Origin of the sequence: Pleurocapsa sp. PCC 7319 (assembly GCF_000332195.1) — a bacterium.
Lineage (GTDB): Bacteria > Cyanobacteriota > Cyanobacteriia > Cyanobacteriales > Xenococcaceae > Waterburya.
Genome location: NZ_KB235922.1, coordinates 2048931 through 2064660 on the forward strand (window position 1 = coordinate 2048931; position 15730 = coordinate 2064660).

At 38.7% G+C, this 15730-nt stretch carries 13 protein-coding genes; 9 read left to right on the forward strand and 4 right to left on the reverse strand.

Going from position 1 to position 15730, the window contains the following annotated elements:
• Positions 1-28 precede the first annotated feature (28 nt).
• Positions 29-1294, reverse strand: a complete 1266-nt coding sequence (gene coaBC, locus PLEUR7319_RS0113160) for a bifunctional phosphopantothenoylcysteine decarboxylase/phosphopantothenate--cysteine ligase CoaBC (protein ID WP_019505698.1) — start codon at positions 1292-1294, stop codon at positions 29-31.
• 148 nt (positions 1295-1442) lie between these two features.
• Here coaBC and PLEUR7319_RS0113165 point away from each other — a divergent pair, with 148 nt between their 5' ends.
• The 4 genes from PLEUR7319_RS0113165 (at position 1443) to PLEUR7319_RS0113180 (ending at position 5175) form a co-directional block, all read left to right on the forward strand.
• Positions 1443-1721, forward strand: coding sequence for a hypothetical protein (locus tag PLEUR7319_RS0113165; protein WP_019505699.1), 279 nt, complete (start codon positions 1443-1445; stop codon positions 1719-1721).
• Between the two features lie 19 nt (positions 1722-1740).
• Positions 1741-2559, forward strand: a complete 819-nt coding sequence (locus PLEUR7319_RS0113170) for an A24 family peptidase (RefSeq protein ID WP_026102491.1) — start codon at positions 1741-1743, stop codon at positions 2557-2559.
• 97 nt (positions 2560-2656) lie between these two features.
• On the forward strand, positions 2657-4183 hold the full coding sequence (gene cobA, locus PLEUR7319_RS0113175) for a uroporphyrinogen-III C-methyltransferase (protein WP_019505701.1): 1527 nt from the start codon (positions 2657-2659) through the stop codon (positions 4181-4183).
• Between the two features lie 155 nt (positions 4184-4338).
• Entirely contained in the window at positions 4339-5175 is an 837-nt protein-coding gene (locus tag PLEUR7319_RS0113180) for a carbon dioxide-concentrating mechanism protein (RefSeq protein ID WP_019505702.1), read from the forward strand.
• A gap of 124 nt (positions 5176-5299) precedes the next feature.
• On the opposite strand, the gene hflX is transcribed toward PLEUR7319_RS0113180, so the two are convergent.
• The gene (gene hflX / locus PLEUR7319_RS0113185; protein WP_026102492.1) at positions 5300-7006 is read right to left on the reverse strand and encodes a GTPase HflX; all 1707 of its coding nucleotides are present in this window, start codon (positions 7004-7006) and stop codon (positions 5300-5302) included.
• A 133-nt stretch (positions 7007-7139) separates the two neighbouring features.
• On the opposite strand from hflX, the gene PLEUR7319_RS0113190 reads away from it, so the two are divergent.
• Both PLEUR7319_RS0113190 and PLEUR7319_RS0113195 read left to right on the forward strand, forming a co-directional pair.
• Positions 7140-8486 carry an OB-fold nucleic acid binding domain-containing protein gene (locus PLEUR7319_RS0113190; RefSeq protein WP_019505704.1) on the forward strand — a complete coding sequence of 449 codons (1347 nt, stop codon included), beginning with the start codon at positions 7140-7142 and terminating at the stop codon, positions 8484-8486.
• 299 nt (positions 8487-8785) lie between these two features.
• Positions 8786-9325: an FHA domain-containing protein gene (locus PLEUR7319_RS0113195; protein WP_019505705.1), complete on the forward strand. Its 540-nt coding sequence runs from the start codon at positions 8786-8788 to the stop codon at positions 9323-9325.
• A 147-nt stretch (positions 9326-9472) separates the two neighbouring features.
• On the opposite strand, the gene PLEUR7319_RS35215 is transcribed toward PLEUR7319_RS0113195, so the two are convergent.
• The gene (locus tag PLEUR7319_RS35215) at positions 9473-9814 is read right to left on the reverse strand and encodes a hypothetical protein (RefSeq protein ID WP_144054299.1); all 342 of its coding nucleotides are present in this window, start codon (positions 9812-9814) and stop codon (positions 9473-9475) included.
• Positions 9815-10095: 281 nt separating this feature from the next.
• Between PLEUR7319_RS35215 and PLEUR7319_RS0113205 the strand changes: the two genes are divergently transcribed.
• Positions 10096-11229 carry a PP2C family protein-serine/threonine phosphatase gene (locus PLEUR7319_RS0113205; RefSeq protein WP_019505707.1) on the forward strand — a complete coding sequence of 378 codons (1134 nt, stop codon included), beginning with the start codon at positions 10096-10098 and terminating at the stop codon, positions 11227-11229.
• Between the two features lie 44 nt (positions 11230-11273).
• Here PLEUR7319_RS0113205 and PLEUR7319_RS0113210 read toward each other — a convergent pair whose 3' ends face one another.
• A complete protein-coding gene (locus tag PLEUR7319_RS0113210; protein ID WP_019505708.1) occupies positions 11274-11597 on the reverse strand; it encodes an STAS domain-containing protein in 324 nt (107 codons plus the stop codon).
• A gap of 263 nt (positions 11598-11860) precedes the next feature.
• On the opposite strand from PLEUR7319_RS0113210, the gene crtO reads away from it, so the two are divergent.
• Positions 11861-13537 (forward strand): beta-carotene ketolase CrtO, encoded by a 1677-nt coding sequence (gene crtO / locus PLEUR7319_RS0113215; RefSeq protein ID WP_019505709.1) that lies wholly within the window; start codon positions 11861-11863, stop codon positions 13535-13537.
• A gap of 79 nt (positions 13538-13616) precedes the next feature.
• Entirely contained in the window at positions 13617-15479 is a 1863-nt protein-coding gene (locus tag PLEUR7319_RS0113220; protein WP_019505710.1) for an EAL domain-containing response regulator, read from the forward strand.
• Positions 15480-15730: the final 251 nt, after the last annotated feature.

The following is a 15730-nucleotide window of genomic DNA, read 5'->3' on the forward strand; positions in this document are numbered from 1 at the left end:
CATTTTAGATCGCCAAACGTAATTTTGTTCAACAATCAAATTCAATTGATCTGGTTGTTGTCTCTAAATAGTCGACGATCGCCTTAGCAATTTGATCTTTGCCGATTACTTTTTGTAGTTCACGATCTTGAGTTACTAAATAGGCAACTTGCGCTCCTAATTCTACTTGTTCTTCCCCTCGATTTGCTACAACCATTTGATAACCTTGTCGTAATCGTTGCTGGGCAATGGCGATTAATTCTTCGTGGCTAATATTTTCTTGATATTTAAACGTAATCATTCCTAGCTCAGGGAATTTTGCTTTTACTAAGGCAATTACTTTTTGAGTAGCAACTAAATTGATTGTTTGTATAGCTCCTCCGCTGGGAATTTTACCTGGAAATACTTGCTCGGGTTGATAGTCAGCAACGGCAGCCGAAAAAATACCAACACGATATCGTTGCTGCTGTAATTCTTTCATTACCTCCGTAAGATACTCATCATAGGTTGTCACAATTTGCTGAGGAAGATAACTAGGGGGCAAATAACTTCCTTGTCCCAGAATTAATTTTACGTTTGCTCCCCGAAGATATAATTCTTCGGCAATGCAAGTGCCTAATTTACCCGTAAAACGATTGGTGAGACGACGGATATTATCTATTGGAACGGGAGTCGGACCTCCTGTCACCAAAATAGGGATGTTTTTCAGAGAAGATGAACTTACGGCGCGACAGACGGCACAAGCGATCGCCTTTTCTGCGGGCAAATTGTTTTTACCATTAGCAATCTGTGGCGGAATAATCCCAACTCCCATCTGATGTAACTTTTGAAGAGATTCAGTCAAAATGGAATTGTGAAGGCTACCGTGCATGGTAGGAGCCAGCAAAATTTGAGTTTTTCCCTGTTCCATTCTGCCAATAGCCGAACCTAAAGCAGCAGTGACTACTCCATCTGCTATGCCATTACTTATCTTATTAATAGTGTTATAGGTGGCAGGAGCAACTAAATAAGCTGAAAACGGATTATCGTCGCTGAGATGTTCTGCTGCCGCCGTTAATTTAGTAATTACTGGATTTGTAGTACTCCACTCCAAAGCATCAATTGTGGTGTACCTTAAAGCTTCCTGTGATACGAACGCCACCACATCTGCCCCCTGACGACGCAATGTCCGGGCAATTAGCGGAGCCTTCATGGCGGCGATACTACCTGTAACCAATAAGGCAATTCGTTGATGCTGAAGATGAGTTGATTCTAAAGCAACTTGGCGATCGCCCAATGTTGATTCTGGAGGTGGCTGAAAATCCCAACTGTTCATAATCAAGTATTAAGTTAAGGCTGAAAAATAAACTGCTAGCTTAAACAAATTAACAATTACCAATATCTGTAATAAAAATTTATTTTTTCGATCTTGTATCTGACAAAAATTGAGTTACTTTAGAGTTGTCTTAAATTGGGGTTACTCTGTGAATTCTACCTCGTCTACACGCAACAACAATTCAGCTAAAGCTAAAGCTAGAGCCAAAGATACCGATATGATGTTTTTTGATCCAACATTAATCAAAGCAGCCAGAAACATTTACCGCAATTACTGTAGTTTAAATATGAGAGCAGATATTCAACCAATGGGAGTAGTTATTAATCGAGATAATCATCGAGGACAATTAGCCTTCAGAGCCAAACCCATACTGTTGCCCAGAGAGTATTTTATTTCGATTAAACAAATTGAAGCGGAAATATATTAATTTAAACAAACACTAAATTATGGAAACGCTGGCTAAGGCGATCACCCTCTTTACTGCATTTACCTTCGGCGCCTGCATTGGTAGTTTCTTAAATGTTGTTGTCTATCGCATACCTGCAAATATATCTTTAATTTATCCTCCCTCCCGATGTCCTAATTGTCTCCACAGATTAGGTATAACTGAGAACGTTCCAGTGTTTGGCTGGTTGTGGCTTAAAGGGCGTTGCCGATGGTGCCAAGTTAAAATATCTAGTCGTTATCCGGTCGTCGAAGCAGTTACAGGAAGCATCTTCATGACAGTTTTCTGGCGATTTGGTTACTCAATCCAAACTATCGGTTATTGCGTTTTTTTCTCCTGGTTATTATCTCTTTCTCTAATTGATTTGGATACTATGACTTTGCCTGCTCCCTTAACTAAGTCGGGGTTAGTTTTAGGGCTAGTTTTTCAAGGATTTGTGGGTTGGCAAATTGCCCAGGGACCAGGAGTCGCTAATCAATTAATGTTTGGTGTTAGTGGTGCAGTTTTAGGAATTTGGTTATTAGAAATTATTGCGCTCGTAGGTTCAATTGCATTAGGACAACAAGCCATGGGAGATGGTGACGGCAAACTTATGGCAACTATTGGGGCTTGGATTGGCTGGAAATATGTTTTAGTCTCCAGCTTTATCGCCTGCGGCATTGGCTCAATTATTGGCGGTAGTGCGATCGCCCTGGGCATAATTGGCAAAAAACAACCAATGCCTTTTGGTCCTTGTTTAGCCTTAGGTGGTGCTTTGAGTCTATTTTTCGGCGACGCAATTATTAATGCTTACGTCAATACATTTTTTAATGGAATATAGTTCTAAGCTATTAGCTATTAGCTATTAATTTTTGATTTCTTGTTCTTGGTTCTATCCTTAATTAAAGCATTGAGCAACTGGAAAGAACTTAATGAGTATGACAGAGCAAGGAAAAGTTTATTTAGTTGGTGCTGGAGTAGGCAACCAAGATTATTTAACTTTCAGAGGTCAAGAATTAATTAGTACAGCCGAAATTCTCATTTATGATGCCCTGGTAGACGAGGCGTTGCTCAGTTTAACTTCTGAAAACTGTCTTCGACTGTGTGTCGGTAAACGTGGGGGACAAGTTAGCACTCCCCAAGAGAAAATCAATCAATTATTGGTGGCTTACTGTCTCCAAGGTAAACAGGTGGTCAGGTTAAAAAGTGGCGATCCTTTCATTTTTGGACGTGCCAATGAGGAAATAGCAGCACTACAAACAGCAAATTGTAGCTATGAAATCGTCCCAGGTATTTCTTCTGTATTAGCTGCGCCCTTACTAGCTGGAATCCCCCTAACTGATAAAGAGTTAAGTCGCTATTTTGTAGTCATTAGTGGACATCAGCCCGAACAATTAAACTGGTCTGCCTTGGCAAAGATTGATACTTTAGTAATTCTTATGGGTGGACGTTCTCTCCCCTCAATAATTCAGTCTTTAATTGACAATGGGCGATCGCGGCTAGAACCAATTGCCATCATTCGTAACTGTGGACGATCACAACAACAAGTTTTTCAGGGTACTTTAACCGATATAGTAGAAACAACCCGAGGAGTATCTCTTTCTCCCGCAGTAATTGTTATTGGTGAAGTCGTGAAACTTAGTAATCAGGATGCCCAGAAAGTCATCCCCTCTCTCCACCCTCTTGCAAACAAAACAATTCTTGTTACTCGTGCTGAGTCGCAATCGAGTAAATTTACTAAGCTGCTACAGCAACAAGGAGCAAAGGTAGTAGAGATGCCCGCTTTAGCTATAACCCCTCCTTCCAGTTGGCACGAGTTAGATCAGGCGATCGCCAATATAGCTCAATTTCAATGGTTGATTTTGACTTCTGCTAATGGTGTGAATTACTTTTTTGAGCGTCTAGAAAATTTAGGTTATGATGCCCGTATTTTGGGAGGAGTTAAAATCGCAGTTGTAGGTCGTAAAACCGCCGCAGTATTACAAAAAAGACAGCTCAATCCTGATTTCATTCCCCCAAACTATGTAGCGGATTCTCTAGCAGCTAATTTCCCCGAAGAGCTGACTGCGAAAAAAATTCTCTTTCCCCGGGTGGAAACTGGTGGTCGAGAAGTATTAGTTAGAGAATTGACCAGTAAAGGGGGCGAAGTGATTGAAGTGGCAGCATACCAATCTAAATGTCCCGAACAGATAGAACAGACTGCGTGGAAGGCATTGCAACAACGGCAAATTGACGTGGTAACTTTTGCTAGTTCTAAAACAGTCAGGAACTTTTACCAATTATTGCAACAGCAATTATCATCTGCTGAGGCTGTGCAATCTCTGTTAGAAAATATTTGCCTTGCTTCTATTGGACCACAAACATCAAAAACTTGTCACGAATTACTGGGTAGATTCGATTTAGAAGCGAAGGAATATACTTTAGAGGGATTAACAACAGCGATCGCCAATTATAACTTTGGTTAATGTTAGAAATCATATATTCAATTGTGTGTTTCTTATTTGTCTCCATTACAATCAGCTAAACTATAAGTGACGCTATAATTCATTTTTCTGACTACACTAAATATAGAAAAATAAATATTGCTTATAGTGGCGCATGTAAAGGAAAAAAGTACTTAATGTCTAATTTAGAACCAAGAAGGACACCAATAAGTAAAGTAAGTAGACAACCGAGCTACAACAGTAGCCCCTCAAGCTACAATAGTGAACACCCTTTCAAAGATAGTGCGCTAGGTTTAGTATCTACTACCAGTTTTCCGGCAATTGTTGGTACGGCAGACATGATGTTAAAGTCATCAGAAGTAACGATGGTAGGTTACGAAAAAATAGGTAGTGGTTACTGCACTGCTGTGGTTAGAGGTAATATTGCCGATGTTAGATTAGCCGTGGAAGAAGGAGCGAAAACTGCCGAGAAATTTGGTCAGTTGGCTTCTAAGCTAGTAATTGCTCGTCCTATGCCTAATTTAGAAGCTATTTTCCCGATTGGTAGTCATTTGGTTGAATTAACTCAAAAGAGACGGGGTTATAGTCGCTTGAGCAACCGCTCCATTGGTTTATTAGAGACTAGAGGTTTTCCCGCTATGGTTGGTGGTGCTGATGCCATGTTAAAATCAGCCGATGTGCAGTTATCTTCTTACGAAAAAATTGGCGATGGCTTATGTACAGCTATAATCCGAGGTTCAATTGCTAATGTAGCGATCGCGATTGAAGCAGGAATGCAAGAGGCGGAGCGTATTGGTGAACTACACGCTGTCATGATAATTCCCAGACTGCTGGAAGATTTGGAACATACTCTGCCAGTGGCAAGTTACTGGATGGATGAGCAAGAACCTTTACCTGTTCTGCTACCCAAAGAAGTGAAACAGAAAGAGAAAGAACTAGTAGAATTACCTCAAGCTGATACTCAACCAATGTCAGTTCCCCTCAAGAGAACTGTCGAGATTGAAGAACTCTAGACAATGATCATTTTTGCGTTTTATAGAACAGATTTTCACAAATTTTCAATAGTATTGAAGTGTTGATTAAAAGGCTGATAGCTGATAGCTAATAGCTAATAGCTGACCGCGAAGCGGTTTGAAGTCAATCACCTAATCCCGCATAGTCAACCAATAAAGATAACTTTTGGCGTAAAGTTTCTAGTCCTAGGCGATCGCTGGCAGATATAAATAAAGCCAGAGGAAATTCTTCTTTTGCTTGGGCTAGTGTTTCGCTATCTACCCGATCTAATTTGTTGAAAACCAATAATATAGGACCTGGGGCAATGGGCATTTCACCGAGAATTTCCATTACCGAACGGATTTGATGTTCCCAAGCAGGATGGGATAAGTCGACGACGTGAATTAAAGCGTCAGCCTCAGTCACTTCTTCCAAGGTTGCTCTAAAGGCATCAACCAGAGGAGGAGGTAGTTGTTGAATAAAACCTACTGTATCCGTCAATAGAATATTAGTTGGTTCACTGGTATCAGCATGAGGAATTGATAATCGGCGAGTTGTGGGGTCAAGAGTAGCAAATAGCTGGTTGGCTACATATACTTCAGAATTAGTTAAAGCATTGATGAGAGTTGATTTGCCAGCATTAGTATAACCGACGATCGCTACATTGGGAACATCTTTTTTCTGACGTTGATGACGCATTCGCGAGCGATGTGCCTGTAATTGAGTCACGTCTCTCTGTAAACGAGCAATTCGCTTCTGAATACTTCTTCTTTCTGTCTCTAGCTTGGTTTCACCTGGTCCTCTGGTACCAATACCACCCCCCAGACGAGACATTGCTTGTCCTCTGCCCACCAAACGAGGCAACATATATTCTAATTGTGCTAGTTCTACTTGGAGCTTACCGGCACGAGATTGAGCGCGCTGGGCGAAGATATCGAGAATAATTTCCGTGCGATCGACGACTCGTACCCCAAACTGACTTTCGAGGTTACGTATTTGGGCTGGGGAAAGAGAACGATCAAACGCCACTAAATTTGCTCCAACTGTTTGTACCCTTAGAGCGATTTCTTGAACTTTTCCCTCTCCCACAAGAGTTTGAGGATGAGGACGCGATCGCTTTTGGCGGATAGTTTGTAATACTTCTCCTCCGGCGGTGTTTACTAACCCCATCAATTCATTTAAACCATCTTCAAATTCCTGTTCGGAGGTCTGCTCAACCCATAAACCGACTAAAATAACGCGATCGTGGCTAATATCTACCTGTTGAGCCACATATTCTCGCTCAAACTCAGCTTCGAGACCTTCTACCAGATCCAAAAAATCCTGTTCACTAAGTACATCGAGACTAATCGGTTCCGATACTGACCAATATTCTTGGTTTTCAGAATTGGCTTCAAACTGAGGTAATAAATGAGCCAGATAAGTATTGTGAATATAGCCTGTTGCTCCCCCACCCCGTTTTAATTTACCTGTACCTGTTAGAGTCAATAGGGCTAAGGCATCCAGTCTTTGACAGACCATAGCAGTTAGGCTCGATTCCTTGGGGGGTTCGGCTTTAAGCTTGGTAGCAATACAACGAATTCCCGAGAGACGTTTAGCACCGTAACGAGGCAATTCTAGTGGCGGAATTTGGGTCTGACGAGCATTACCTACTCCTACTCGAATTACTTGTCCGCGTCGATTAATATAAGTACAGACTGGTTGATTGATCTCAGTGCTAATAGCAGCTAATCGTTGGGCAAACTCAGGTGTAACGACAATATCCCCAGGCAACTTTTGATGATAAAGTTTTTTTAGCTGCTTGATCTGACTGGATTTTAATCCTTTATATTTACCGTATATAGTATCGATAGGCGTAATCCTAATATCAATAGATGTGTTTAAAGATACTATGATTTTAGCTATTTTAGCTGCTGCCCGTCCCTATAGATAGATATTGAGTCATAACTTGTAACTTAGTTAATTAACATTCTTTGCTCTTGTCATGGTCAAAATTATTAGTCGACAATCGCTAGGTAAACAATCGGTTTATGACATCGGCGTAGCTAAAGATCATAATTTTCTCTTGGCTAATGGAATGGTAGCATCTAATTGTTTTAACAAGTCCCATTCTACTGCCTATGCCTACGTGACTTATCAGACTGCTTATCTTAAGGCTAACTATCCCGTAGAATATATGTCAGCTTTACTGACAGCTAGTAGTGGCACTCAGGATAAAGTCGATAAATATCGGGAAAACGCCCAAAAAATGGGCATTACTATTCAACCACCTGATATCAACTGCTCAGAAGAAGAGTTTACACCCTTAGACAATAACAATATTCTGTTTGGCTTATCGGCAGTCAAAAATTTAGGACAGGGGGCGATCGAAAATATACTGCAAGCCAGAAAGGCAGATGGCAAATTTAAATCTCTAGCGGATTTTTGTGAACGGGTAGAACTACGTACCGTCAACCGTCGAGCATTGGAAACACTAATTTATTGTGGTGCCTTTGATCGAGTTCAAGCCAACCGCAGGCAGCTAATTAATGATATTGATGTCGTAATTTCTTGGGCGCAAAAACGCAATAAAGAAAAAGCTAGCGGACAACTAAATCTGTTTGACATGATGAACAGTGGTCAAGATGATAGCCAAACCCAAGATACCTTTGAGCAGGCACCCAGCACCCCCACCGTAGAAGATTTTCCTCTTCAAGAAAAGCTTCATTTAGAAAAAGAATATATTGGCTTTTACATCAGCGATCATCCTCTCAAAGCGGTTCACCAAGCAGCACAAATCCTATCCCCAATTAATCTCTCTGAATTGTCGGAACAAAAAGCTAAGCAAAAAGTAAGTGCCGTGGTCATGCTCAACTCTGTCAGGAAAATCATCACCAAAAAAGGTGATCCCATGGCTTTTGTCCAGATGGAAGACATTACAGGTGAAGCGGAAGGAACTATATTTCCCAGTACCTACAATGAGTTGGAGTCACTATTGGTAGAAGGTAAACAACTAATCGTTTGGGGGAAAGCCCAGCAGCGAAATGATAAATATCAGTTAATTATTGATGATGCTGAAGCGATTGAACAAGTAAAAATGATTATGTTGGAAATTACGCCCGAGCAAGCTTTAGATCGAGCAAAAAGCAGTTATCTTAAACAAATTTTAGAGAAGCAAACTGCAGAAACAAATAAATTCAAAATTCCTGTTATTGCGGCGATTGGTACTGGCAAACAAAGACAATTTATTCGCTTTGGACAAAAGTTCTGGGTACAAAATCAGAGTCAAACTATAGCATCTTTACAAGAGGCAGGATTCAGAGTGCATTGCGAATCTTTAATTTCTGACTGATTTTACTTAATATCTTATAGTTGTTTAGTGTTACTGATGTCATTAAGGATCAAAATTAGATTCTTTTTGAAACATTGAATATCATTGCTGATCGATTATTTTAGATTAAAATGTAGAAGATAGATAGAATCATTGCCAAGAATAAATGTCAATTTTAGCAGACAGATGTAATATCAATTAAACACGTTTTTTTTAAACATTTTTTTGTATTTTTGACGAAGCAATAAAAACTATCACAAATATTTTATATTGCTAGACTCGAATATCAATATTCAGATATAAAAATATAATTCAACCAGATGGCTGATAAAAAATCCAAACTAACCTTAGTCGAGTTAAATAAAGCAGATTTAGCAAAAGGTAGACATGTCTTAATTGTCGAGTCTCCTGAATCACGGCGAGCAGTCTCTCTTAATGTCAATGTATTTTCCATGGGTCGTCATCCAAATAACGATCTTATCCTGAACGATCCCCTTGCTTCTAGACATCATGCCACTGTAGCTTGGATGAGATATACGGATGATCGACTTAAAAGTGATTATTCTTACTGGATTATTGATGGCAAAGGAAAAAGAAAGAGAAGCCGTAATGGTATTATTGTTAATGGCAAAAAAAAATCTCTACACCGCTTAACTTCTGGCGATACTGTTCATATTGGCAACAATATCAAAATTTCTTATAGTTACATTGCTTATAGTACAGATAATAGCCAGTTCTTAAATTACTGCAATGAAGAAAAAGCAGAATATAATCCTATTTTCACTAATGATAAATCTTATAAAGAAACTGCCATTGTAGATGATCCTGGGTTTATTGAAGACACTATTGTCAAAGATTAGTATTAACTCGATTTGAAGACTTGATCTTTGATTTATTGATTAGAGTTAGCGAAAAGTTTTAGATTCGTAATTCAGAAAATCGTTTAATATTACCAAGCAGTTTGGTTGTTCGATATGCTAACAGTCCAGATAAGCTGAGATTTTATTTCAGATCGTAATTTCCCAACCGCTGCCGAGCCAAATATTATATTTTTGAAAACTTTTGGCAATCAAGCTATGTAGAGCGAAAGCAAAGCCATAGTCCCAAATTTGAATTTCCAGATCTGTCTTTCTTGGTAAGGCTTCAATTCTAATTGGTATATTGATAGGCAAATTCTGATAAGCGTGTTTGCCTGCATTGGTAAAACCTACGGCTAAAGTCAACCTACACTGTAGCCAATCGCGATCGGGTATAAAATCAAGATAAATTTGATTAAATTGACTCAATACTCGGTCTAATGCCTTCAAATCACTTAAGACTTCAATGCTAATTGTTCGTAGTACTTTCAACTTGTACTTCACTTCAATGAAAAAAACAGGCAAAAATATTGCTACAGTATGTGTTTTATGATGATTGTCTGCTTAATTTTTGGATTACGTCATGGTAGTGTAATTTTCATCCGACTTATGTTTTCCCTTTTTTTTTAGTATCCTCAAAGATATGATTAATTGGAATTAATATCCTCAGTTTAACAATGCTAAGTGGCTTTTTGCTCAGAGATTATTCAGTCGTTATTAGGCAGTAATTGCCATAAACTTCGGTCATAAGACAGGAAAACTACGATTTTACTATGGCTCAAATTCTGATTATTGACGATGACTCCACAACTCAACTGCTTTTAGAGAGAACTCTAAGTCTGCAGGGCTATGATATTACTTTGGCAAGTGATGGAGAGGAAGGTTTAATTAAAGCAAAGACCATTTGCCCAGCATTGATTATTTGTGATTGGATTATGCCTCGTAAAAATGGCTTAGAAGTATGTCGTCAAATCAAATCTACTGCTGAATTATCGACTACTTTTTTTATTTTATTGACTTCTTTAGATTCGATAGAAGATCGAGTTAAAGGTTTAGATGCTGGAGCAGACGATTTTTTGTGTAAGCCTATTGAAATGAATGAGCTTAAAGCTAGAGTTAGGGCTGGGTTGAGACTGCATCAGTTAAGTAGAGATCTGCAAACTCAAAAACAATTACTAGAAGCAGAATTGGCTGAGGCAGCAGAGTATGTAAGTACTATTTTGCCTGAACCGCTACAACATCCTTCTCTTAGTATTGATGTTTGCTTTATTCCTTCACGACAATTAGGAGGAGATAGTTTTGATTATTTTTGGTTAGACGATCGCCATATTGTCTTTTATTTATTAGATGTTTCTGGACATGGTTTAAGAGCTTCTTTACCATCTTTAGCTGTGGTTAATTTACTGAGATCACGAGGTTTGAGTAATGTAGATTACTATCAACCAGATTCAGTTTTAAGCGGGTTAAACCAAGCTTTCCAAATGAGCGATCGCAATGATAAGTATTTTACTATTTGGTATGGTGTTTATGATCGATTTAGTCGCAGCCTAACTTATTCAAGTGCAGGGCATCCTCCAGCGATTTTGTTGCCGCCAACAAAGAAGGGCTCAGAGCAACGTCTTAAAACTCCAGGAGTACCAGTGGGGATGTTTCCTGACATCAAATATGTCAATGCTTCTTGTCAAATCGTAGCCAATTCTAGCTTATATTTGTTCAGTGATGGACTTTATGATATTGAGCAAAAAGCTAGTAGTCACTGGGGATTAGATCGATTAATTAATTTACTTCATAAGTATCAAACTACACCAAAACGAGATTTGAAGCGTTTGTTGCAGTACATAAGAACCTGGCATCCCAATTTTCAATTTGAAGATGATTTATCCATCTTACAAATAGATTTTTCTTGATACATTGGAAGTAGGTCAGCTATACTCGAAGGAATCTGAAGAACTTACTGTTGTTGTAAATGCTTAGTAAATTCTTCGCGGTTCTCACAGATAGAAAAGTAGCTATCCATACTAGTCAGCTCAAACAACATTTTAATTTGCTCATTAATCGAACATAAGAACAGCTTAACGCCAGCAGCGTTCATTGTTTTCAAGGCTTTAACCAAAGCTCCTAGACCAGAACTGTCCATAAAAGTGACATTGCTGAAATCAACTAAAATAAAGTTTACGCCGCTTTCTATATGTTGCTCTATTTGACGTTGAAACTTAGCAGTTTTAGTTCCGTCTAAAATCCCTTCAGGTTCAAGTATCTGAACAACAGAATTCATATAGTAAAAGTTATTTAATAATTGGAAGCATTAGCCAGTATAACAAAAGAACCAAAATATAACGAGAGTTAATTACTATCAAAGGTAATACAATAGGTGCTGATTAAACGATCTTTAACCACCTAAATGAGAGGTAAAAGGAGGAAGATTTTCGTTGCCCATTCATGCCATAGGTTCACTATTTTTAGTATTTATAGTTTATTAGGCTATTTTCAACTTAGACTAATCTTACGCAATTGTTAGAACAAGGAATTATAAATTTAATGGAAGCATATGATGCGATCGTTATTGGTGCGGGTCATAACGGACTTGTTTGTGCCGCCTACTTGCTCAATGCTGGCTATAGCGTCTTATTATTAGAAAAACGAGCTGTTCCTGGTGGTGCTGCCACTACAGAAGAAGCACTACCAGAAAGCGCGCCTGGCTTTAAGTTTAATCTCTGTGCCATTGACCATGAATTTATCTTTCTTGGTCCAATTATCGAAGAACTACAGCTTCAGCGGTACGGTTTAAAATATCTTACCTGTGACCCCCATACATTTTGCCCCCATCCCGATGGCAAGTACTTTTTAGCTCATCAATCTTTAGCCAAAACTCAAGCCTCGATCGCCCGCTACAGTAAAAGAGATGCTGCTAAATACGGAGAATTTATTAATTATTGGTCAAAATTAATGAGTGCGATCGCACCTTTTTTTAATGCACCACCCCAATCTATTTTAGGCATTGCTCAAGGTTACAAAGGTAAAAATATAGCTGACGTTCTAGCGATCGCAGGTTCTAAAGACAAGGCGTTGAACTTTATTCGTACCATGATTACCGCGCCCGAAGATTTACTCCATGAATACTTTGATACTGAGTTAGTTAAAGCTCCCTTAGCGAGATTAGCTGCAGAAATTGGTGCTCCCCCTTCCCAGAAAGGTATTACAGCAGGGTTAATGATGTTAGCGATGCGTCATCATCCAGGAATGGCTCGTCCCCAAGGTGGTACAGGGGCATTAACTCAAGCCTTGGTCAAACTTGTCACAGCCAAAGGGGGCAAGATTCTTACCGAACAAATGGTTCAGGAAGTAATAGTGGACGATAATCGTGCCGTTGGGGTTAAAGTTGCGGGGGGTCAAGAATATCGGGCTAGTCGAGCAGTCATTTCTAATATTGATGTGCGGAGGTTGTTTTTGCAGTTAATTGCTCCTGATGTGGTTAATCCCAACTTAAGAGAAAAAGTTGATCGTCGCCTTACTAATAATAATGAAACTATTCTCAAAATAGACTGTGCTTTATCGGAAGCACCCCGTTTTACAGCTTACGATCGCGATGATAACGAGCATCTAATTGGTACAGTATTAATTGCTGATTCTATGGCTCATGTAGAACAAGCTCATGCTTTAGCAACTATGGGGCAAATTCCTGATGCTAATCCCTCAATGTATCTTGATATTCCTTCGATTTTAGATCCTACTCTGGCTCCAGAAGGAAAACATACCCTTTGGATTGAATTTTTTGCCCCCTACCAAATCGCCGGGAAAGAAGGAACAGGACTACACGGTACGGGATGGACAGACGAACTCAAAAACCAGGTTGCCGATAACGTAATTAATAAGCTAGCTGACTATGCACCTAATATTAAAGATTCAATTATTGCTCGCCGAGTAGAAAGCCCTGCCGAATTAGGAGAGAGATTAGGTTCCTATAAAGGTAACTACTATCATCTGGATATGACCTTAGATCAAATGATCTTTTTACGTCCTTTACCTGAAATAGCTAACTACACCACACCAATCAAAAACCTTTATCTTACAGGGGCAGGAACTCATCCAGGAGGATCAATTTCAGGAATGCCTGGACGTAACTGTGCCCGTGTATTTTTAAACCAGCAACAGCCTTTAGTCAAAGCACAACAATCAGTTAGTTCTATTTTGCGATCGCTTTTGGGCATCGATTAAAATTCTCCCTTAAGATGATAGCTTCGAGTTATTTCAGGGAACTCTAACTCTATGTAGTACTAATTCCTGGCTCGGTTTCTTGAATACAACTCAAGCTCAAAATTCTCTTACTAATATTCTTATCGTTGATGATACCCCAGATAATTTGGATTTGCTGGCTGCTATTCTTCAAAAACGGGGTTATCAGACTATTTGTGTTGATAATGGTGTGGAAGCAATCAAAATTGCGCAATCTGGTTGGGCTGAACTAATTTTATTAGATATTCAGATGCCCGATCTCGATGGCTATCAGGTATGTACACAACTTAAATCAGCAGATCAAACTAAGGATATTCCAGTTATATTCATTAGCGCTTTAGATGATTTTGCTGATAAGAAGAAAGCCTTTCAAGTTGGGGGAGTAGACTACATCAATAAACCCTTTGAAATTAAAGAGGTTGTGGTTAGAGTTGCCAATCAAATGGCGATTCAGTCTAGCAAGAGTAAGATTATTGAACTTAATAGCCAACTAGAACAAAAGGTTAAAGAGCGTACCGCTGAATTAGAAGAGAGTAATCAGCACCTGCAACAAGAAATCAATCGCCGTCAACAAGCTCAAGATAGATTGTTAAAGATGGCTCTCAATGATCCTATAACTGGTTTTGCCAATCGCAATTCTTTTAGTAGTAGGCTCAAACAAGCTTTAAAAACTAGCGAAAAACATCCTGATTATTTTTTTGCAGTTATTCTACTCGAATGTGATCGCTTTAAGCAGATTAAACGTACCCTGAGTCATATTGATAGTAATCAGCTATTAATGGCAATAGCTCATGCCCTAGATTCTTGTTTGCCTGAATCAGCTTTATTGAGTCGGTTAGAAGGTGAAGAGTTTGCCATTTTTTTGGATCGGATTCAAGATGAAAATGATGCGATCGTCATAGTGGAGAAAATTCAACATAAACTAACTAAACCTTTTGACATTAAACGACGCCAAATATTAATTAATGCCAATATTGGTATAGTGATCGGTAATCAAGATTATCAAGATATAGATCGTTTATTTAATGATGCCGAGATTGCTATGCAGCAAGCTCTAGAACTTGAAGGCGATCGCTATCAGGTATTTAAGCCAGAAATGTATATTCAACTCCAAGAAGATAGAGAGTTTGCTAATCATGAAATCGCATTAATACAAGCAATTAAACGTCAAGAATTTATTAATTATTATTTACCCATTACATCTTTAAGAAAGCATAATGTAATTGAATTAGAAGCTTTAGTTCGTTGGTATCATCCCCAAAAAGGCATGATTTCGCCACATGATTTTATTATGGAAGCAGAAGAGATGGGATTGATGAATTCCATCGGCAACTTAGTTTTAAAACAAGCTTGCAAACATATTAAATACTGGCAACAAAGTAATAAAAATCAACAGAATTTGGGTATTTGTATCAACTTATCGACTAAACAATTTTTTCATTCTGGCTTGATCTCTAAAGTTGATTTAATCTTACGTAAAACAAAAATACAGGGAAAACACCTTAAATTTGATATTCCTGAATTGGCAATTATCGAGAATTCCACAATTGCCCTCAAGATTTTACAAGAGTTAAAAAAACGTCAGGTTAAACTCAGTTTAGATAATTTCGGGATTGGTTATTCTTCCTTAACCTGTCTGCATCGCTTTCCTTTTGATGAACTAAAAATAGACCGTTCTTTATTTGCTCATATTGGTCAAAAAACCCCAAATTTAGAACTGGAAACATCTGCTACCCTTTTACTTAAGCAGATTATTACCATCGCCCATCAACTGAATATGGTGGTTACAGCTACAGGAATAGAAAATAATTATCAGCTAAATTTACTCAAAGATCTAGGATGCGATCGTGGACAAGGACATCTAATTTCTCAATTACTAGATCCAGATTCCGTCGAACAATTTCTCATAAACTTCTATCAATAACTATTCTTAAGTGGAAGTAACCTCGCTCCCGCCTGAAGGTAGGAAGCTTTACCCCAACCTCTCCTAAAGGATGAGGGGATCTCAGAACTTATTATGAGAAAGAAGCCAATTCACATCAGGTGAAAATTTTTCCTAACCAGCTAATATTGCGTTACCCTCATACAAGTTGAATATGTTATGTCAATTTGGAAAATACTTGAGATACACAATATTGTCGTAAGGGCGAACCGCCGTTCGCCCCTACAAATAAT

Excerpts from the sequence above, each read along its gene's own strand:
- coaBC (WP_019505698.1), bottom strand. The coding sequence starts at position 1,294 with ATGAACAGTTGGGATTTTCAGCCACCTCCAGAATCAACATTGGGCGAT.
- PLEUR7319_RS0113170 (WP_026102491.1), top strand. The coding sequence starts at position 1,741 with ATGGAAACGCTGGCTAAGGCGATCACCCTCTTTACTGCATTTACCTTC.
- cobA (WP_019505701.1), top strand. The coding sequence starts at position 2,657 with ATGACAGAGCAAGGAAAAGTTTATTTAGTTGGTGCTGGAGTAGGCAAC.
- PLEUR7319_RS0113180 (WP_019505702.1), top strand. The coding sequence starts at position 4,339 with ATGTCTAATTTAGAACCAAGAAGGACACCAATAAGTAAAGTAAGTAGA.
- PLEUR7319_RS0113190 (WP_019505704.1), top strand. The coding sequence starts at position 7,140 with ATGGTCAAAATTATTAGTCGACAATCGCTAGGTAAACAATCGGTTTAT.
- PLEUR7319_RS0113195 (WP_019505705.1), top strand. The coding sequence starts at position 8,786 with ATGGCTGATAAAAAATCCAAACTAACCTTAGTCGAGTTAAATAAAGCA.
- PLEUR7319_RS0113205 (WP_019505707.1), top strand. The coding sequence starts at position 10,096 with ATGGCTCAAATTCTGATTATTGACGATGACTCCACAACTCAACTGCTT.
- PLEUR7319_RS0113210 (WP_019505708.1), bottom strand. The coding sequence starts at position 11,597 with ATGAATTCTGTTGTTCAGATACTTGAACCTGAAGGGATTTTAGACGGA.
- crtO (WP_019505709.1), top strand. The coding sequence starts at position 11,861 with ATGGAAGCATATGATGCGATCGTTATTGGTGCGGGTCATAACGGACTT.